Raw genomic sequence first — 18,573 nt, forward strand, 5'->3', positions numbered from 1 at the left:
TACCGGAACCGGCCGATCAGAGTCCGGATCTCGTCGGAGGCGGTGCCGAGTGCCGGGTGGTGTTGGCGCCCTCGGCGGTGGACGCGCTCGACGAGGTGATGTGCGAGACCGTGCCGCTGATCTGCGCGGCCGCGCCCAGGACCACCAGCCGGCCCACGATCGTGAGCGAGACGGACTCCACGGTTTGACCCACCGGCAACCTGGACAAACGCCTTAGGGTGGGGATCATGACGGCCGCCGACGCCCGGAGATGGGTAGCCGAGCCCGCCAAGGACAGCGGGTACGGGCGCACCCCGTACCAGCGGGACCGGGCCCGGGTGCTGCACTCGGCCGCCTTCCGCCGGCTCGCCGCCAAGACCCAGGTGCACACCGCCGGATCCGACGACTTCCTGAGGACCCGGCTCACCCACTCCCTCGAGGTCGCGCAGATCTCCCGGGAGATGGGCGCCCGCCTCGGCTGCGACCCCGACGTGGTCGACGTGGCGGGCCTCGCGCACGACCTCGGCCACCCGCCGTTCGGGCACAACGGCGAATCCGCGCTGGACGCCGTCGCCGGGCCGTGCGGCGGTTTCGAGGGCAACGCCCAGACCCTGCGGGTGATCACCCGGCTGGAGGCCAAGGTCCCCGGCGCCGGCCTCAACCTGACCCGGGCCACCCTCGACGCCTGCGCCAAGTACCCGTGGTTCCGCAGACCCGGCCATCGCAAGTTCGGCGTCTACGCCGACGACCGGCCGGTGTTCGACTGGCTGCGCGACGGGCGCGACGACGAGCGGCGCTGCCTGGAGGCACAGGTGATGGACTGGGCCGACGACGTCGCCTACTCCGTCCACGACGTCGAGGACGGGATCCACGGCGGTTACATCGACCTGCGGACGCTGCTCGCCGACCCGGACGAGCGGGCCGCGCTCTGCGCCGACGTCGCCGCCACCTATTCCGGCGAGACCCCGGGCGAACTGGGGCACGCCCTCGACCAGCTGCTTGCCGACCCGGCCGTCGCCGCGGTCGCCGGTTACGACGGCGGGTACACCGCGCTGACCGCCCTCAAACGGATGACGAGCGTGCTCACCGGCCGGTTCGTCGCCTCCGCCGTCGGCGCCACCCAGGGCCGGCACGGCACCGCGCCACTGCGCCGTTACGACGCCGACCTGATCGTGCCGCGCGCCGTGCGGAACCAGTGCGCGCTGCTCAAGGGGATGGCCTACCGGTACGTGATGCGGTCCCGGGCGGCCGAGGACTGGTACGAGCAGCAGCGGACGATCCTGACCGAGCTGGTGCGGGCGCTCACCCGTACCCCGGAGAGGTTGGATCCGCTCTTCCGGCCGCTGCACACGGCCGCCGGGGACGACGCGGCACGCCTGCGGGTGGTGATCGACCAGGTCGCCTCGCTCACCGACCACACCGCCGTGGCCTGGCACCGCGCGGTCGTCGGGACACGCGGCTGAGGCGCGGGCCACCCTGCTGGCGGACGGCCGATCGCGCGAGGCAGGATGTATGCCGTGGCGGGCAGGGTCAAGGACGAGGACATCGCACTGGTCCGCGACCGGACCTCGATCATCGACGTGATCAGCGATACGGTGACGCTCCGGTCGGCCGGCGGCGGCAACATGAAGGGGCTGTGCCCCTTCCACGACGAGAAGACCCCTTCCTTCAACGTCTCCCCCGCCCGGAATGTCTACTTTTGCCACGGGTGTGGCCAGGGTGGGGACGCGATCAAGTTCCTGATGGACGCGGAGCACCTGTCGTTCATCGAGTCGGTGGAGCGGCTCGCCGGCAAGGCCGGCATCCAGCTGCGGTACGACACCGACACCGGGCCGTCCACGCCGCGGCCGCAGACCGGGCAGAAGCAGCGGCTGATCGCCGCGCACGCCGCGGCGGTGGCGTTCTACCGTGAGCAGCTGGGCTCGCCGGGGGCCCGGAAGGCGCGGGAGTTCCTGGCCGAGCGCGGGTTCGGGCGGGACGCCGCCGAGAAGTACGGGTGCGGGTTCGCCCCGGACAGCTGGGACGCGCTGAGCAAGCACCTGCGGCTCAAGGGCTTCACCGCCGAGGAGCTGATCACGGCCGGGCTGTGCAAGCAGGCCCGGTCCGGTTCGCTGATCGACCGGTTCCGGCGGCGGCTGCTCTGGCCGATCAAGGACGTGACCGGTGACGTGATCGGGTTCGGGGCGCGGAAGCTGTTCGACGACGACGACGGCCCGAAGTACCTGAACACCCCCGAGACGCCGATCTACAAGAAATCGCACGTGCTGTACGGGCTGGACCACGCGAAACGGGAGATCGCCAAGCGTGGCCGGGCGGTGATCGTCGAGGGGTACACCGACGTGATGGCCTGTCACGAGGCGGGCGAGCCGACCGCGGTGGCGACCTGCGGCACGGCGTTCGGGGTGGATCACATCCAGGTGCTGCGGCGGCTGCTGATGGACAGCGACAGCTTCACCGGCGAGATCATCTACACCTTCGACGGGGACGCGGCCGGGCAGAAGGCGGCGTTGCGGGCGTTCGAGGAGGACCAGCGTTTCGTCGGGCGTACCTTCATCGCCGTCTCGCCGGACAACATGGACCCCTGTGAGCTGCGGCTGGCCCGGGGTGACCTGGCGGTGCGCGACATGATCGCGGGCCGGGAGCCGCTGGTCGACTTCGCGCTGCGGCAGACCATCGCGCGGTTCGACCTGGACACGGTGGAGGGCCGGGTCGAGGCGATGCGGCGTGCCGCGCCGCTGGTGGCCAAGATCAAGGACCGGGAGAAGCGCCCGGAGTACGCCCGGAAGCTCGCCGGCGACCTCGGGATGGACCTGGAGCCGGTGCAGCGGGCCGTCAGCAACGCGCTCCGCGGTGAGGCCGCCGCCGAGCAGCAGCGCGGGTCCCGGTCCCCGGCGGCGGCCGATTCGCCGCAGCGGCTGGTCGAGCGGGAGGCGCTGAAGCTGGCGCTGCAGGAGCCGGTGCTGGCCGGGCCGATGTTCGACGCGGTCGGCCCGGAGAACTACGGCGACCCGGTGCTCGCGGCGGTGCGGGAGGCGATCGCCCACGCCGGCGGGGCGGCGTCGTCCACCGGCGGTGTGGTGTGGATCGAGAAGGTCCGTGACCTGTGCGCCGACATGGGCGGTCAGATGCTGGTCAGCGAACTGGCGGTGGAGCCGTTGCGGGTCGACGGCGTGGTGGACCCGAGGTACGTCCAGATCACCCTGGCCCGGCTGCAGGGCGGTGCCCTGGCCACCCGGATCCGTGATCTCAAGTCGAAGGTGCAACGGCTCAACCCGGTGACCAACAAGGATCAGTACCTCGCCTTGGCCGGGGAGCTCTTCTCGCTCGAACAGCAGGCGCGGGCCCTGCGTGACCAGGCGGCAGGTGGACTGTGAAGCTCTTCCGACGGCGTCCCAAGCTGCCGGCCGAGGCCCGGCCCCCGCTGGCCGCGGACGAACGGGTCCTGGCGTGGTGCCAGGTCGCCGACTCGGCGGAGGTGGTGGTCGCCACCAACCACGGGCTGTGGCTGCCGAGGCTGTCCGGACGGCTGGGCTGGCATGAGGTGCACAAGGCGGCCTGGTCCGGGCGGGAGCTGCGGATCACGCCGGCCGAGGTCGCCGAGGAACGCGACGGGTACACCGTCCTGGTGGACGCGCCGGTCGTGTCGTTCCTGCTGCTGGAGCCGGGGGAGCTGCCGGACCAGGTGCGGGCCCGGGTGACCCGCTCCGTGGCGTACACCTCCCATCATCCGCTGCCCGAGGGCGCGGTCCGGGTGGTCGGCCGCCGGGTGGCTGGGCGGGACGGTGTCACCTGGGCGGTCCGGTACGACTCCGGAACCCCGGTGGACAGCGAGCCGGTGGTCCTGGCGACCGGCGAACTGGTGGGCGCGGCGCGGGATTCTGTCGTACCCCCTCCGTAGGGTTTCGGGGGTGAACTCCCTCATCCACGCGCGCGGTCTGGTCAAACGGTTCGACGGGTTCACCGCTGTCGACGGCATCGACGTCGACGTGCGGCCCGGTGAGGCGTTCGGGTTCCTCGGGCCCAACGGCGCGGGCAAGAGCTCCACCATGCGCATGATCGGTTGTGTCTCCCCACCCACCGGCGGGGTGCTGCGGATCCTCGGCATGGATCCGCGGCGCGACGGCCCGGCGATCCGGGCCCGGCTCGGTGTCTGCCCGCAGCTGGACAACCTCGATCCCGAGCTGACCGTCGTGGAGAACCTGACGACGTACGCGCGGTTCTTCGGCATCTCGCGCAAGGTGGCCCGGGCCCGGGCCACCGAGCTGCTCGACTTCGTGCAGCTGGGGGAGCGGGCCGGCAGCAAGGTCGACCCGCTGTCCGGAGGGATGAAACGGCGGCTCACCATCGCCCGGGCGCTGATCAACGAGCCCGATCTGGTGCTGTTGGACGAGCCGACCACCGGCCTCGACCCGCAGGCCCGGCATCTGGTGTGGGAGCGGCTGTTCCGGCTCAAGCAGCAGGGCGTCACCCTGGTGCTGACCACCCACTACATGGACGAGGCCGAGCAGCTGTGCGACCGGCTCGTGGTGATGGACGGCGGCCGCATCGTGGCGGAGGGCTCGCCCCGTGAGCTGATCGAGACGCATTCCACCCGTGAGGTGGTCGAGTTGCGGTTCCCCACGGAGGATCAGAGCGCCTACGCGGGCAAGCTCGACGGCATCGGCGAGCGGATCGAGGTGCTGCCCGACCGGATCCTGCTCTACGTGGCCGACGGTGACGACGCGCTGGCCGAGGTGCACCGGCGCTCGCTGACCCCGGCGAGTTCGCTGGCCCGCCGCAGCAGCCTGGAGGACGTGTTCCTGCACCTCACCGGCCGGACCCTGGTGGACTGACATGACCGCCGCGACCTACGTCTTCGAGTACCACCTGGTCAACTACCGCCGCACCTGGCGGGCCACGGTCCTCTCCTCGGTGGTGCTGCCGCTGCTCACGATGCTCGGGTTCGGCCTCGGGGTCGGCGCGCTGGTGACCGGCGACGTGCAGGGTTTCTCCTACCTGGAGTGGATGGTCCCCGGCCTGATCGCCACGACCGCCGTGCAGACCGCCGTCGGCGAGTCGACCTGGCCGGTGATGAGCAGTTTCGAGTGGGTGAAGAACTACTTCGCGCAGGCCGCCGCGCCGCTGCGGGTCGGTGACATCCTCGGCGGCCACCTGATCTTCATGCTGTTCCGGGTGCTCCTCAGCGTCACCTCGTTCCTGCTGGTGGCGCTGCTGTTCGGGACGCTCCGGTCGCCGTGGGCCCTGGCCGTGCTGCCGCTCGCCGTGCTGCTCGGGTTCGCCGCGGCGGCGCCGGTCGCGGCCTACACCGCCTCGGTGAGAAGCGACATGTTCCTGGCCATGCTGTTCCGTTTCGTGGTGCTGCCGATGTCGCTGTTCTCCGGGGTGTTCTTCCCGGTCGAGCGGTTGCCCGATGTGCTGCGCTGGATCGCGTGGGTGCTGCCGCTCTGGCACGGGGTGGACCTGTGCCGGGCCGCCGTCCTCGGCCTCGATCCCGGTCCCGGCGCCGTGTGGCAGGTGCTCTATCTGCTGCTCTGGGGTGTGGCCGGCTGGTTCCTGGCGGTGTGGCGCTATCGGCGACGGCTGGTGTTCTGAGATGACCGGGGGTGTGGCGACGTGCTGACCGTGGTTCTGCCCCGGCTGGTGAGTTTCGAGGGGGCCGGCCGCCGGTCGGTCGCGGTGGCCGAGCGGAACGTGTCGGCGCTCAAGCCGGCGTATTGGCTGGTGATGCTCGGCGGACTGCTCGATCCCGTGTTCTACCTGTTCTCGATCGGGATCGGGGTGGGCTCGCTGGTCGGGGACATCACGCTGCCCGGCGGCCGGACCATCGGTTACGCCGAGTTCGTGGCCCCGGCGATGCTGGCGTCGTCCGCGATGAGCGGCGCGATCGTCGAGACCACCTTCAACTTCTTCGGGAAGATGAAGTTCATGCGCCTCTACGAGGGCATGCTGGCCACCCCGGTGCGGCCGATCGAGATCGCGCTCGGTGAGCTGGGCTGGGCGATGCTCCGGGGCAGCCTCTACTCCGCGACCTTCCTGGTGATCATGGTCGCGATGGATCTGACCAGCCCGCTGCGGGCGCTGGCCGCCTTCCCGGCGACGGTCCTGGTGGGGTTCGCCTTCGGGGCGCTCGGCATGACCATCGCCACGCTGATCCGCAGCTGGCAGGACTTCGACATGATCGGGGCCGGCCAGTTCGCCCTGTTCCTGTTCTCCGGCACGTTCGTCCCGGCCACCAGCTATCCGGTGGTGCTGCGGTGGCTGGTCGAGATCACCCCGCTGTACCGGGCGGTCGACCTGATCCGCGGCATCAGCCTCGGCACGGTCGGGGTCATCCAGGTTCTCGACGTGCTCTATCTGCTGACGCTGACGGGTGGCGGGCTGGCGATCGCCGGGCGGCGGATGGAGCGGCTCCTCTGCCGTTGAACAGCGTCCCCCCGAGGCCACGACGAGATCAGAAAGGTTAGGGATCGGGTCACATCGGGCACCTCACCTGTAGGCCGTCTGCGCACGTCGTGACGGGGACACGATGTGTGGGCCGGCCGGGAGCCATCGCTGCGGCCCGGAGGGAACCCCGCCATGAAACTTCGCCACAAGGCTGACGAGACGCCACACGCCGCCGGTTCAGAGGCGGCCGAGGCGCGCCGTCAGGGAAACGCCGATTACGACGTGGCCACGTCACGGACCGGTGAGGACCGGGACGTGGATCTCTCCGCGCCGGGGCCGGACGCCGGGCCGGACAGCCCCACCCAGCTCAAGGGCAAGGGCCTCGTCGCCGCGGTGAAGCGCACGTTCAAGCAGTTCTCCGACGACAACATCTCGGACTGGGCTGCCGCGCTCACCTACTACGGCGTCCTGTCGATCTTCCCCGGCGTCCTGGTGATCGTGTCGCTGCTCGGCATGATGGGCAACGACGGGCAGCGGACCGTGCGGGACGCGGTCAGTGAACTCGCGCCCAGCCCGAAGCTTCAGGAGTTCGTCGACCTGGTGCTCAACCAGGTGCAGGGCACCGGTAAGGCCGGGCTGGCGGCGATCGTCGGTCTGGTCGTGGCGTTCTGGTCCGCCTCCGGGTACATCGCGGCGTTCATGCGCGCGTCCAACTCGATCTACGACGTGCCGGAGGGCCGGCCGATCTGGAAGACCCTGCCGATCCGGGTCGGCGTGACCGCCCTGGTCGGCGTGATGCTGATCGCCTCCGCGGCCATCGTCATCTTCACCGGTGAGCTGTCCCAGATCGTCGGCGAGAAGATCGGCCTCAGCGGTGTCTTCGTCACCTCCTGGAACATCGTCAAGTGGCCGGTCCTGGTGATGCTGATCAGCCTGATGTTCGCGGTCCTGTACTGGGCCTCGCCGAACGCGAAGACCGGCGGCTTCCGCTGGGTCAGCCCGGGCGGCATCTTCGCTGTCGTGCTGTGGGTGGCGGCCTCCGCGGCGTTCGCGATCTACCTGGCCAACTTCGCCAACTACAACGCGACGTACGGCACCCTCGGCGGTGTCATCGCCTTCCTGGTCTGGCTCTGGATCTCCAACATGGCGATCCTGCTCGGCGCCGAACTCGACGCGGAACTCGAACGCGGCCGTGCCATCGCCGCCGGTCACCCCGCAGACGACGAGCCGTTCCTCGAGCTGCGTGACACTCGCAAGATCAAGAAGGGCAGTGAGCGCGGGCTGAGTGAGGGCTGAGCGGGACTGCCGTAGCCCGCACGCTTCACATCACCGCTCACCGCTCACCGCCAAGAAAGCCCGGAGCCACCCTCCGGGCTTTCTTGTTGCTCAAAACCGTTGGCACGGGTGGGGCGCGCGTCCGGCTGGTTCTGGTGGCTGTCTCAGGGCACGTGAGACAGCCACCAGAACCAGCCGGAGGTGGTAGAAGGCGGCGACAGAGGCCGGCGCCGATCTCCGATCCCGTGCGATCACCGCTGTCCGGCGACCAACGCCGCCCTGGGACGTGGAACATCGGCTGACGAGTGGTCAGCCTCGCCCGCACGCAAGGAGGAGCAATGCTCAGGGTGGTCGCGGGTAAGAAGGCATCTCGGGTTGCAAGTCATCGGGTTGGCGGGGCGGGCGCGGGCGGTGCGCCGGTGACCCGATGTGACCGAGACCGCTGCCGGGTTGCTCAACCCGAGCGCCCATGCCGCCCTGGCATCCGTCTCGCGCAGGGCGCTTTGAGAGATGGATCGAGTGGTTGCAGCAAAGAGGAGGGTGGGGACGGGCTGGATGCCAGGGTGCAAAAGCGACGTGCGGACGCACGGGCAGCCGTATATTGCACGTCCGTTGATGCACCATCTGAAAAGCCGGGCTGACCGACAATGGCTCTCCGTGACCGTCAAGGGAGCGTTACTCGCTGGTCACCCCCTCCCGAAGCATCTGCATGTCTCGATCGACTCGGCCGTTTTCGATCATGTTGGTGCTGGTGGCCGCGTCGCACGAAAGGTGTGTCGCTGATCCGGGAGGCGGCGCAGGCTCGTATTCGAGGGCATGCGTTCCACGGATGGAGGCGACGATGGCTACCCGGAAGCGCGAGATCGGCCGTTCCGAGGGCGGCTCCGGCATGGTCCATACTGGAGTCGCCAGCTCGTGCGAATGCACGTGCACCTGCACGGGTGAACTCGTCCGGGGAGGACATTGATGCGGTTGCGACATTCCTCCGGCCGGATTGTGCACCTCAGCTGCGGCCTCAGCCTAGATCACGCCGACGGTGACCAGCCCGACGACGTGAGCGCCGCCGTCGCTCGTCTCGGCGCCGCCGACGCCGCACTGCGCGGGCACGTCGGCACCGGCATCCGCACCGTCTCGCTCCGGTTGCCGCATCGGCTGGCCGGCCGGCTCGCCGACGACGGCCGGGCCCGGACCTGGTTGCGTACCGAACTCGACGCCCGCGGACTCGAAGTGCTCACGCTGAGCAGCGCGCCTCCCGGCGACAGCGACGAGCCGGACCCCGACTGGAGCGAACCGGCCCGGCTTCGGCACACCCTCGCCCTGGCCCGGGTGCTGGTCGACCTGCTGCCGTTCGAGGAGGTTCGCGGCGCCATCACGACCGGTGGGCTGGGCTGGGCCGAGGACTGGGACGAGGCACGCCAGCGGGCCGGCGCCCGGCACCTGTCCCGGCTCTCCGGCGGCCTGGCCGACCTGGCGTGGCGGGTCGGCCGTGCGGTGCGGGCCGGGTTCGAGCCCGGTCCCGGCCGGGTTCTGGACAGCCCGGAGCAGACCGTCGCCGCGCTCAGCCGGATCGACAAGGACCGGCTGGGGCTGTGCCTCGACCTGAGCGCCGTGGTCCGCGACTGGCCCGCCCCCACGTCAGGCATCGACCGGATCACCGACGCCGGGCTGTCGGTCATCACCGCCCGGATCACCGACCCGTCGACCGCCTGGCAGCCGGTGCTGCGGCATCTGCTGGCCGCCGACACGGCCCGCACGGAGTACGTGGACGTCGACATCCCCGGGACCGACGAGGAGCGGGGCGCCGCCCTGGCGTACGTCCTGGAGGAACTGACCGGCCTCGGCCTCGTCGCCGAACAGCAGCCCTGCGCCGCTCCCTGATCCACTCGCGGATACGCCTCGGCGCCGCCCCCGGAAGCCGGGGACGGCGCCGAACGGCGGGACCTGCGTCAGTAAGTGGTGCCGGTGCTGCCGGTGGTGCTGGAAGTGGTGCTCTTCGAGCCGGAGAGCGAGTCACTCGACGCCGTCAGCTCGTCCGTGGTGGTCGTGCTGCTGGTTCCGGTGTTCAGCTTCTCGCCGAGCTTGGAGGACTGGATCTTGTCCTTGCCCTCGGTGTAGAGCTTGTTGGCCTGCGCCTGGGCGACACCGGCGGCCTCCTGGACCGTCGGGTGCTGCCACACCTTCTGAGCGTTGGCCCGGATCTCTTCGTACTTCTCCCGGCCGGCACGGCTGCCCATGACGAAGCCCGCCGCGAGACCGGTGAGGAACATCAGCTTTCCGCGCATGATGGCGGCTCCTTCCGTTGTTCGACGCGCGTGCGTCTGTCGGGGTGCATACCCATCCTGCCGGGGCGATACTCCCCGCATCCGGGTTTCCTGCCTGCTGTCGGGCCGCCGGGCGAATGGGGGGTATCCCGTTCGCGGGCGGTCCGGGTGGTCATGTAGTCTGTTCTCCGTCGCCAGGGAAACCGGGCGGCGAGCAAGAGAACTATCCCCGATAGCTCAATTGGCAGAGCAGCCGGCTGTTAACCGGCAGGTTATTGGTTCGAGTCCAATTCGGGGAGCAGACTTCGACCCCAGGCTTAACGGCCTGGGGTTTTCTGTTGTGTGCGCTCTTCTGTATAGCAAGAGGCGCTCCGAGATCAGAACCTCCCCAAACCCAAGATCTTTCCGGCGTACGCCGTGAGCCGTCCCGTGCGGTCAGGTCCGGCTGGTTCTCAGGGCTGTCTCGCGGCTCGGGAGACAGCCCTGAGAACCAGCCGAGGGGGTTGACGGGTGGGAGTGTGGACCTGGCTGAGGTTTCGGGGCGGTGTGCCGTTGTCCTGATCGAGCAGGGCGGGCGGGGAGCGTACATCTCCAAGAATTTGATCTTGGGGTTTTGAGGGCCTGGCTCTTTCGCCTCCTCGGACACGCATGTCTGGTTACGCTGGGTTCCGCGTCGATTGCAGTCTGTGAGGTGGACATGTCGCAGCCGGTAGAGGTGGACGTCGTCATCATCGGCGGCGGGCTCGCCGGGCTGACCGCTGCCCGCCGTCTCGACCGTGCCGGCGTCGAATGGCTCCTGGTGGAGGCGTCCGACCGGGTCGGCGGCCGGGTCGCGACCGATGTGATCGACGGCTGGCACATGGACCGCGGGTTCCAGACGATCAACACCGCCTATCCGCGGCTGCCCGCGCTCGTCGACGTGGACGCGCTGGACATGCGCTATTTCACCTCCGGTGTGCTGGTACGGCGTGGCGGCGGCCTGCATCGCCTGGAGAACCCGCTGCGCGAGCCGCTCGCCAGCCCGAAGACCCTGATCTCCGGGATCGGTACGCTCGGTGACCGGCTGAAGTTCGCCGCGCTCGCCACCCGCTGCGCCACCCTGCCGGTGTCCCGGCTGCTCGACGCGCCGGAGACCACCACGCAGGAGATGCTGCGCGCCGCCGGCCTGTCGCACCGGATCATCGAGGAGGCGCTGCGGCCGTTCTTCTCCGGAGTGTTCGCCGACCGCTCGCTGGAGACGTCGAGCCATGTGGCCGCGATGGTGCTGCGCTCGTTCACCCGCGGCCGGATCGGTGTGCCCGCCGCCGGCATGGCCGCGCTGCCGGCCGCCATCGCCGGGCCGCTGCCGTTCCCGCAACTGCTGATCGGCGCCCGCACCCTGTCGATCGGCCCCCGCATGGTCGTCACCGAGGGTGGCGAACTGCGCTGCCGCGCTGTGATCGTCGCCACCGACCCGCACGGCGCCGCCGCCCTGCTGCCCGGCCGGCTGCCCCGGCCCGACATGCACAGCCTGACCACCTTCTACTTCGGGGCCGACCGGGCGCCCATCGACGAGCCGATCCTGCTGCTCGACGGGGACCGGCGCGAGATCATCGCCAATACGGTGGTGATGAGCAACGCCGCACCGGAGTACGCCCCCGGCGGCAAGAGCCTGATCGCGGCCACCGTCGTCGGGATTTCCGCGCCGTCCAGCGCCTCCGAAGCCGTGATCCGGGTCGAATTGTCCCGCATGTACGGAGTGCCGACCGACGACTGGGAACTGCTCAACGTGGTCGCCGTCCCGCAGGCGCTCCCCGCGGCCCGGCCACCCCAGTCCCGGCTGCGCAGCCCGGTCGACCTGGGCGACGGCCTCTTCGTCGCCGGCGACCACCGCGACAGCCCGTCCATCCAGGGCGCGATGGCCGGCGGCTGGCGTACCGCAGGAGCAGTCCTGGCGTCACTCGGCGCTCGGGTCGGGGTTTAACGCCCGTTTTAGGGGGTTTCAATGAGCGACATCAGCCCGGAGAACTACGCTGAGTTCACCACCCAGGACGGCCCGGAATGTCCCAGTTGTTGTGACGAGGGACTGCCCCGGGTGGAGGATCTCCAGCCACCGGACATGGTGGAAGATCCGCGGCGACAGATCGTTCTTCTGCCGAAATCCCTGGTGCGGTGATAGATCGCTAGGCTTGGGAGCGGGGCACGGGATAGTATCGCCGCCGGTACGGGGCGGTAGCTCAGTGGGTTAGAGCAGGGGACTCATAATCCCTCGGTCGCGGGTTCGAGTCCCGCCCGCCCCACGTTTGTTCGCCTGGGGGCGACCCCCAGACCCCACGTCACGGTGGTTGCGGTGGGCCGTGCCGGTCAGGGTTTCCCGCTGCGGCGGTACGCCGTGAGCAGGCCTTCGGATCGTGCCGTTGGTGGTGTGCCGAAGCAACGCCCATCGACGTGTCCGGCGGATCTGCATGGCTCCGAGCTTCCCCGGCAAGCGCAACCAGCATTCTGAACCGGCCGAAGCAGTTGCTCGGACAGTTCGGACGTGCCCCAGCCTTGCTCTATCGGCGGACCTCGACGGTGCCGCCGCTGAAAAGATGGAGGGACATGCCCGCGGCGTCGTACTGCTCGCGCTCGTGACCGCCGTAGCCGTCGTCGGAGACGTATGACGCGATGAGTTCGAGGATCCGGTACACCTCGCCCATGTCGTCATCGAGTACGAAGGTGCGGGCGTAGAAACCCCACTCGACGATGTCGCCGGACTCGTTGAAGCCGCGAACCTGGCGCCGTAGGCGGGCGACGTCACCGCCCGCCAGGTGACTGTCGGGATCGGGGCGCAGCGTCCGGTACGGGAAGTCGTCATCCTGGAGGCCGTCGAGACGGGACGGCTCAGAACCGGGAGAGGTCGCACAGCCACCGGAGCGTGTCCGGACACCGGGCTCAGGTGTGTGGTGTTCGAGGAAGCAGCTTCGTAGCGGTTACTCACGATCGCGAACGTCAGGGCGGTCGGGAACCGTGGCCGGCGATGTCATCGGAAGTCGTGGTTGGTGCAGCAGGCCCGGCAGGCGCCGCGTCCGGTGGCGAGCGCGTCGACGGTCGGCACCCAGGTCAGGTCGGCGCGGGTGCCGCCGCGGCGTTCGATGTGCCGCCAGCCGTCGTGGAGGGCGGTGCAGCTCTCGCTGAGGTGGAAGACGGAGCCGCCGGACGTGACCGCGACACGGTCCGGGCGGCTGCCGGCCGCCGGGCGGCACTGCCAGCACTGACGGACGACCAGGTCATGGACGCAGCGGGCGTCGAGCTGCCGCCTGGCCTCGACCAGGCCGGCTCGGGCCAGGGCGTCCGCTTGTTCGTGTTCGGGTGCCGCGGTGGCCTCGGCGATCCATCGAACCTGGTGCGGCTGGGTGGCCGCGGTCAGCCGCGCCGCCAGGTCCCGATGCCGGCCGGCGATGGTTCGATCGGCATGGACACGTACCGACGTAGCTCGGGTGAGCCGGTCGAGAGCCTCGGCCACCGCCGTCAGCCGCATCCGGTCGCTTGTCGTCGGGGCGGGTTCGGCGCCGTGCACCTCGCGCAGGTGCCTGCAGTATCGAAGGACGGCTCCCCAGCCACCCGGACCACGATCGCCGTCGCACACACCGGCGACGAACATGTCGACTGCCTGCTCCCGTTCGATCATCCGCGACACCCCCGACAGGCATCGTAAGCAATGAATGCCTGCGGACGAGAGCGACTTGTCGATGGATGCCGGGGCGTGCTGACTAAGTGGATGGAACTCTACTTCGACGCGCACCTCTACCTGACCAGCTGAGGCTCCCGGCGGATCATGCTGCGGCTGCCCCGGGCGGTGCTGGACCCCCGGACGGCGCGATCGTTCTGTGCCGGGGAGTCGGCGACGTCCTGGGCCACTCGTACCCATGTGGTCATCGATCTTCGCAGTGAGGATCAGGGCGGTGAGGAGGACTGGTGGGAGGAGGGAAAGCTTGAGCGGGCCGAACCGTCCACGGGGGAGAGGCGGACCGCCGGCGAGCTGCGTGGCGCGTCCTGATATCACCCCTGGCGAAGGGTGTACGGATCCGCGCGACGGTTGAGAGTGGTGGCCACACTGTCTCGACCACCAGGGGAATCGCGATGGATCACACCTATCCGGGCGGTACGGCCGGGCTTGCCGTGCGGGATCGGGGGCGCACCCTGTTCGCGCAGACGATGGGATACGTCGCTGGCACGACGGCGCTGTTCGCGCTCGGGGCGTACCTGGGGCGGAACCTGCCGGCCGGGTTCGCCTTCATCGCGTATCTGGCGTCGTTCGCGGCGTTGATCGCGATGCAGTTCACCGTACGCAGGTCGCGGCAGACGACTGTCGCGCTGCTCGCGGGGTTCGGGCTGCTGATGGGCGTGGCGGTGGCGCCGACGCTGGTCTATTACGCCAGCACCGATCCGCAGGCGCTGTGGCAGGCGGCGGGCGCGACGGCGCTGTTCGTGGGGGCTTTCGGAGCTGCGGGGTACGCCACCCGCCGTGACCTCAGCGCGCTCGCCCGGCTGTGTTTCTGGGCGCTGGTCGGGCTGCTGGTCTTCGGCATCGTGCTGATCTTCGTGAACATCCCGTACGGGAGCCTGATCTACTCCGTGCTCGGTCTGGTGATCTTCGCGGGCCTGATCATGTTCGACTTCCAGCGGCTGCGGCGCTCGTCCGATCTGGATGCTGCGCCGCTGCTGGCCGCGTCGATCTTCCTCGACATCCTCAACGTCTTCCTGTTCTTCCTGCGGATCTTCCGCGGCCGATGAGTGGTCAGCGTTCCCGCCGTCTGAGCGATCAGGGAAGGCACGGGCCGGAAGGATCGATCCTTCCGGCCCGCGTCGTTTGATCATCTCCTCTAATATCAGCGGCTCCAGCTCCTGAAAGGACACTCGTCCATGCAGCGCAGGAAGTTCGCCGCGGCCGTGGCCGGTCTCGCGGTTCTCGGGGTCGTGGCGCCGGCGGCGGCCTCACCCGCCGTGGCCGCCGTCGCGGACGGCGGCATCATCTCCGGCCGCGTCGTCAACACCAGCGGTCATGTGCTCGCCAACGCCCGGATCGCGGCTGAGCCGCTCGATCGGGACAACGGCACCTATCTGTTCACGAACACCGATGCGAGCGGGGCGTACACTCTGCCCGGCCTGGTCCCCGGCCAGTACCGGGTCAGCATCGCCGCCGGAGGTTGGGGTGAATACGCGCCCGGCCGCCGTTTCACGATCGAGCAGGGCGTCCAGTACCAGGTCCGGGAGGGACGCAGGACGATCGTGAACAGTCTGGTCTTCGCCGCCGGAACGATCAGCGGCAAGGTCACCGACGCCGCCGGGAAGCCGGCCGAGGGTGTCCCGGTCTCCGCCTTCGACAGCGTCAGCCGGTTGTGGTACGAGGAATTCACGGCGGCGGACGGCGGGTATGTGCTGAAGGTCCGCCCGAACACCCCGTACGTTCTGCGGTTCGCCGACGGGAACTTCAGTCAGTATGCGCCGTCCGGCACCACCGACGCCGCGCAGGCCGGCCGGTACCAGGTCGCCCCGGGACGCGCGACCAGAGTCGACACGCGACTGATCGTCGCGCCGACGCTGACCGGCCGGCTCACCGACGCCGCGGGGGCACCGGTGGCCGGCGCGGACGTCAGCTACACCACCCGGGGCCAGGTGCACGAGTTCACCAGCACGGACGCCGACGGCCGGTACACGTTCACCAAGGTCCCGCTGGATGATCTCAAGGTCCGGTTCGTGACGGCGAGCGGGCAGGAGCAGTGGGCCACCGGGTCGGCCGACTGGGAGAATGCCACCTGGTTCACCACCGCGGCCGGTGTCACCACGGTCGTCGACGAGCGGCTGCTTCCGGTGAGCTGACCGGGCGTCCCGTGCCGCGGGTCCGGGCCCGCGGCACGGGAGGCGTCATCACGCGCGGACGGCGAGCGGATCTTCTGCGGCCGTGGCGGGTCAGAGCGAGAAGGTGAGGCGCTGCGCGGCGGCGGTGAAGTCGTCGGCGCGGGACGGGTCGGCGCAGAAGAAGCGGACCGCCTCGATCAGTTCCGGGATGCCGCCGGCGTACCGGGCGCAGGTCCGCAGCACGCTGACGGCCTCCAGCCGGGCGTTGCCCTGCCGGTTGATCGCCGCGTAGAGGTCGCGCCGCAGCACCGACAGCATCTCCTCGCGGACGTCGGTCCGCACGAACTCGTCGATCCGCACCAGCGCGTCCGCCGCCGCGCCGAGCAGCCGCAGGTCGAGCTGCCCGGACGGCCCGGCCGGCGCGGCGTGCGCCGTCCCGGACTGCAGCAGCTGGCCCTCGTCGCCGGCGCGGCTGCGGTACCAGAGGTAGGTCGGCGTCTGCTCGTACGAGTCCCGCAGCCGGGTGAACCGTTCCCGGAGCCGGGCGGTGAGCGCGTCCACGTCCGGCGGCCACGTGCCGGGTTCGGCTGCTTCCAGGTCGCGGAGCACCTCGGCGCTGAACAGGCCGGTCCGGGCGGCGGTCAGGTTGATCGCGGGCTGCCCGAGGCTGGCGGCGAACAGCGCGTCCTGTTCCCGGTCGCGTCCGGGGGCGCCGACCGGGAACGTCTCGGTCCCGGGGGTCCAGGGGGACCGGACCGCGATGCCGTGGGTCTGGCACGCGTCGACGATCCAGATCTGCCTGTCGAAGCCGGGGACGTAACTGCTCGCGGCCATCGCCATCGCCGACTCCAGGTCGAGGGTGGCCGGGTCGGCGCGGGTGGAGTCGGCGTAGTAGAGCCGGCGCCGCCGCAGCTCGTCGATCGCCCCGTGCCCGCCCCACACCACCCACAGCAGGTCGCCGTCCCATCCGGGCAGGTCACGGGTGAGCAGCCGGTGGATCTCGGCGCGACTCGGGCCGCGTACGTCAGCTCCGATCCCGGCCAGGTCGCCGACCGCCGCAAGCCCGGGGGTGACCGCGAGGTGCACCTGTGCCGCCGGAACGCCGCGGCCGAGGAACCAGTGCGCGAACCGGACCGCGTCGTCGGCCGGACCGTCCAGGCGGGCCGACGGTCCGAGCTCGTACTCATCGATGCCGATGATCACGGCGTGGGTGCGTGCCGGGCTGCTCATACCGGACACGATCCCATGCGGAGCAAGAGGCTCCGTCATTCACCGGACACAAGTCGTTCGAGGTTCTTCGATATGTTGACGGACGATTCCGCCGACGAAAGGAAGTGGACCGTGCGACGACTACTCGTGGCGGCCCTGGCCGCCACCGCCCTCACCATCGCCGGGACCGGTGTCCCGGCGATGGCCGCGCCGTCTCCGGGCGGCCCGGGGGTCGGTGACGAGTACTACCCCGACTACGGCAACAGCGGGTACGACGTCTCCCACTACGACATCCGGCTGCGCTACACCCCATCGACCGACCGGCTCACCGGCACCACGACGATCCTGGCCACCGCGAAGCAGGATCTCAGCCGGCTCAACCTGGACTTCCTGCTCGACGTCTCGTCGGTACGGGTCAACAACCGTCCCGCCACCTTCACCCGCCAGGGCGAGCACGAGCTGGTCGTCACCCCGGCCCGTCCGGTCCCGGCCGGTGGCGCCCTGACCATCGTCGTGCAGTACGCCGGCGTCCCGTCGACGAAGGTCGGCGCCGGTTACACCGCCTGGATCCGGACCCCGGACGGCGCGCTCGCCATCGGTGAGCCGGAGATCGCCTGGTGGTGGTACCCGAGCAACGACCACCCGTCGGACAAGGCCACCTTCGACGTCTCGGTGTCGGTGCCGGACGGGCTCGAGGTGATCAGCAACGGTGTCCAGCCGCGCCCGCCGGTCCGGGAGACCCTCGGTTACACCCGGTGGAGCTGGCGGTCGGTGAAACCGCAGGCGACGTACCTGACGTTCCTGGCGGTCGGGCAGTACGACGTCACCACCGACACCTCCGCGACCGGCCTGCCGGTCTACAACGCGTACTCCCAGTTGCTGTCGCAGGACTTCCGGGACGCGGCGGAGTCCAGTGTGGAACGCACCGTCGAGGTCGCCGAGTGGGAGTCCACGGTCTTCGGGCCGTACCCGTTCGAGGCCCTCGGTGGCGTGGTCACCCCGCCCGGCACGCTCGGGTTCGCCCTGGAGAACCAGACCCGGCCGACCTACTCGTCGGCGTTCTTCCGGCGCGGCTCCAACACCTCGGTCGTCGTGCACGAGCAGGCGCACCAGTGGTTCGGCGATTCGGTGTCGGTGGCCGAGTGGAAGCACATCTGGCTCAACGAGGGCTTCGCCTCGTACGCCGAGTGGTTGTGGTCGGAGAAGAACGAGGAGGGCACGGCGCAGGAGATCTTCGACTACCTGTACGCCACCTACCCGGACGGCGCGGCGATCTGGACCACCGCGCCGGCCGACCCGGGCGTGGCCGAGCTGTTCGGGGACGCGGTCTACGACCGTGGCGCGATGACCCTGCACCAGCTCCGGCTGGCCGTCGGTGACGAGGACTTCTTCACGATCCTGCGGACCTGGCCCACGATCCACCGCTACGGCGACGTGACCACCGACGAGTTCATCGCCCTGTCCGAGAAGATCTCCGGGGAGAACCTGGACGACCTGTTCCAGGCGTGGCTGTTCACCCCGTCGAAGCCGGCGGTGGCGGGCGTGTCGGCGTTCACGAACGACGTCCCGGTCGCGCCGAAGTCGCTGGCCGAGATCAAGCGGGCGCACGAGCTGCTGCACCGCCACTGACAGATCAGCAAGGGTG

The 18,573-nt window shown here is 69.9% G+C and carries 19 protein-coding genes and 2 tRNA genes; 16 read left to right on the forward strand and 5 right to left on the reverse strand.

Annotated elements, in window-relative coordinates; genetic code table 11:
* Positions 1–16: 16 nt before the first annotated feature.
* The gene (locus ACZ3II_RS42170) at positions 17–181 is read right to left on the reverse strand and encodes a hypothetical protein (RefSeq protein WP_465526267.1); all 165 of its coding nucleotides are present in this window, start codon (positions 179–181) and stop codon (positions 17–19) included.
* A 46-nt stretch (positions 182–227) separates the two neighbouring features.
* Between ACZ3II_RS42170 and ACZ3II_RS42175 the strand changes: the two genes are divergently transcribed.
* The 8 genes from ACZ3II_RS42175 (at position 228) to ACZ3II_RS42210 (ending at position 9,516) form a co-directional block, all read left to right on the forward strand.
* The gene (locus tag ACZ3II_RS42175; protein WP_465526269.1) at positions 228–1,442 is read left to right on the forward strand and encodes a deoxyguanosinetriphosphate triphosphohydrolase; all 1,215 of its coding nucleotides are present in this window, start codon (positions 228–230) and stop codon (positions 1,440–1,442) included.
* Positions 1,443–1,487: 45 nt separating this feature from the next.
* Positions 1,488–3,353, forward strand: coding sequence for a DNA primase (dnaG, locus tag ACZ3II_RS42180; RefSeq protein WP_465526271.1), 1,866 nt, complete (start codon positions 1,488–1,490; stop codon positions 3,351–3,353).
* Positions 3,350–3,877 carry a hypothetical protein gene (locus tag ACZ3II_RS42185; protein WP_465526272.1) on the forward strand — a complete coding sequence of 176 codons (528 nt, stop codon included), beginning with the start codon at positions 3,350–3,352 and terminating at the stop codon, positions 3,875–3,877. The genes dnaG and ACZ3II_RS42185 overlap by 4 nt, the downstream gene beginning before the upstream one ends.
* Before the next feature lie 10 nt (positions 3,878–3,887).
* The gene (locus ACZ3II_RS42190; protein WP_465526273.1) at positions 3,888–4,811 is read left to right on the forward strand and encodes an ABC transporter ATP-binding protein; all 924 of its coding nucleotides are present in this window, start codon (positions 3,888–3,890) and stop codon (positions 4,809–4,811) included.
* Position 4,812: 1 nt separating this feature from the next.
* Positions 4,813–5,571, forward strand: a complete 759-nt coding sequence (locus ACZ3II_RS42195; RefSeq protein WP_465526275.1) for an ABC transporter permease — start codon at positions 4,813–4,815, stop codon at positions 5,569–5,571.
* Positions 5,572–5,592: 21 nt separating this feature from the next.
* The gene (locus ACZ3II_RS42200; protein WP_465526277.1) at positions 5,593–6,402 is read left to right on the forward strand and encodes an ABC transporter permease; all 810 of its coding nucleotides are present in this window, start codon (positions 5,593–5,595) and stop codon (positions 6,400–6,402) included.
* A 153-nt stretch (positions 6,403–6,555) separates the two neighbouring features.
* A complete protein-coding gene (locus tag ACZ3II_RS42205) occupies positions 6,556–7,659 on the forward strand; it encodes a YihY/virulence factor BrkB family protein (protein ID WP_465526279.1) in 1,104 nt (367 codons plus the stop codon).
* A gap of 1,032 nt (positions 7,660–8,691) precedes the next feature.
* Complete coding sequence (locus ACZ3II_RS42210; RefSeq protein WP_465526281.1) at positions 8,692–9,516, forward strand: hypothetical protein; 825 nt, start codon at positions 8,692–8,694, stop codon at positions 9,514–9,516.
* Positions 9,517–9,584: 68 nt separating this feature from the next.
* Here ACZ3II_RS42210 and ACZ3II_RS42215 read toward each other — a convergent pair whose 3' ends face one another.
* Positions 9,585–9,920, reverse strand: a complete 336-nt coding sequence (locus ACZ3II_RS42215; RefSeq protein WP_465526283.1) for a hypothetical protein — start codon at positions 9,918–9,920, stop codon at positions 9,585–9,587.
* Positions 9,921–10,125: 205 nt separating this feature from the next.
* Between ACZ3II_RS42215 and ACZ3II_RS42220 the strand changes: the two genes are divergently transcribed.
* From ACZ3II_RS42220 to ACZ3II_RS42235, 4 genes are all read left to right on the forward strand, one after another.
* Positions 10,126–10,198, forward strand: a tRNA-Asn gene (locus ACZ3II_RS42220).
* A gap of 398 nt (positions 10,199–10,596) precedes the next feature.
* Entirely contained in the window at positions 10,597–11,862 is a 1,266-nt protein-coding gene (locus ACZ3II_RS42225; RefSeq protein ID WP_465526285.1) for an NAD(P)/FAD-dependent oxidoreductase, read from the forward strand.
* 21 nt (positions 11,863–11,883) lie between these two features.
* Complete coding sequence (locus ACZ3II_RS42230; protein WP_173476693.1) at positions 11,884–12,054, forward strand: hypothetical protein; 171 nt, start codon at positions 11,884–11,886, stop codon at positions 12,052–12,054.
* Between the two features lie 50 nt (positions 12,055–12,104).
* Positions 12,105–12,178 (forward strand) — tRNA-Ile (locus tag ACZ3II_RS42235).
* Positions 12,179–12,433: 255 nt separating this feature from the next.
* On the opposite strand, the gene ACZ3II_RS42240 is transcribed toward ACZ3II_RS42235, so the two are convergent.
* A complete protein-coding gene (locus ACZ3II_RS42240; RefSeq protein ID WP_465526287.1) occupies positions 12,434–12,577 on the reverse strand; it encodes a hypothetical protein in 144 nt (47 codons plus the stop codon).
* 323 nt (positions 12,578–12,900) lie between these two features.
* Positions 12,901–13,548 carry an RNase H family protein gene (locus ACZ3II_RS42245; RefSeq protein ID WP_465526289.1) on the reverse strand — a complete coding sequence of 216 codons (648 nt, stop codon included), beginning with the start codon at positions 13,546–13,548 and terminating at the stop codon, positions 12,901–12,903.
* A 147-nt stretch (positions 13,549–13,695) separates the two neighbouring features.
* Between ACZ3II_RS42245 and ACZ3II_RS42250 the strand changes: the two genes are divergently transcribed.
* The 3 genes from ACZ3II_RS42250 (at position 13,696) to ACZ3II_RS42260 (ending at position 15,740) form a co-directional block, all read left to right on the forward strand.
* Positions 13,696–13,917: a hypothetical protein gene (locus ACZ3II_RS42250; protein WP_465526291.1), complete on the forward strand. Its 222-nt coding sequence runs from the start codon at positions 13,696–13,698 to the stop codon at positions 13,915–13,917.
* Between the two features lie 83 nt (positions 13,918–14,000).
* Entirely contained in the window at positions 14,001–14,654 is a 654-nt protein-coding gene (locus ACZ3II_RS42255) for a Bax inhibitor-1/YccA family protein (RefSeq protein WP_465526293.1), read from the forward strand.
* 129 nt (positions 14,655–14,783) lie between these two features.
* Positions 14,784–15,740, forward strand: coding sequence for a carboxypeptidase-like regulatory domain-containing protein (locus tag ACZ3II_RS42260; protein ID WP_465526295.1), 957 nt, complete (start codon positions 14,784–14,786; stop codon positions 15,738–15,740).
* Between the two features lie 90 nt (positions 15,741–15,830).
* Here ACZ3II_RS42260 and ACZ3II_RS42265 read toward each other — a convergent pair whose 3' ends face one another.
* Entirely contained in the window at positions 15,831–16,949 is a 1,119-nt protein-coding gene (locus ACZ3II_RS42265; protein WP_465526297.1) for an effector-associated domain 2-containing protein, read from the reverse strand.
* A gap of 111 nt (positions 16,950–17,060) precedes the next feature.
* On the opposite strand from ACZ3II_RS42265, the gene ACZ3II_RS42270 reads away from it, so the two are divergent.
* Positions 17,061–18,557 carry a M1 family metallopeptidase gene (locus ACZ3II_RS42270; RefSeq protein ID WP_465526299.1) on the forward strand — a complete coding sequence of 499 codons (1,497 nt, stop codon included), beginning with the start codon at positions 17,061–17,063 and terminating at the stop codon, positions 18,555–18,557.
* Positions 18,558–18,573: the final 16 nt, after the last annotated feature.

This window comes from Actinoplanes sp. NPDC019969 (genome assembly GCF_055562375.1).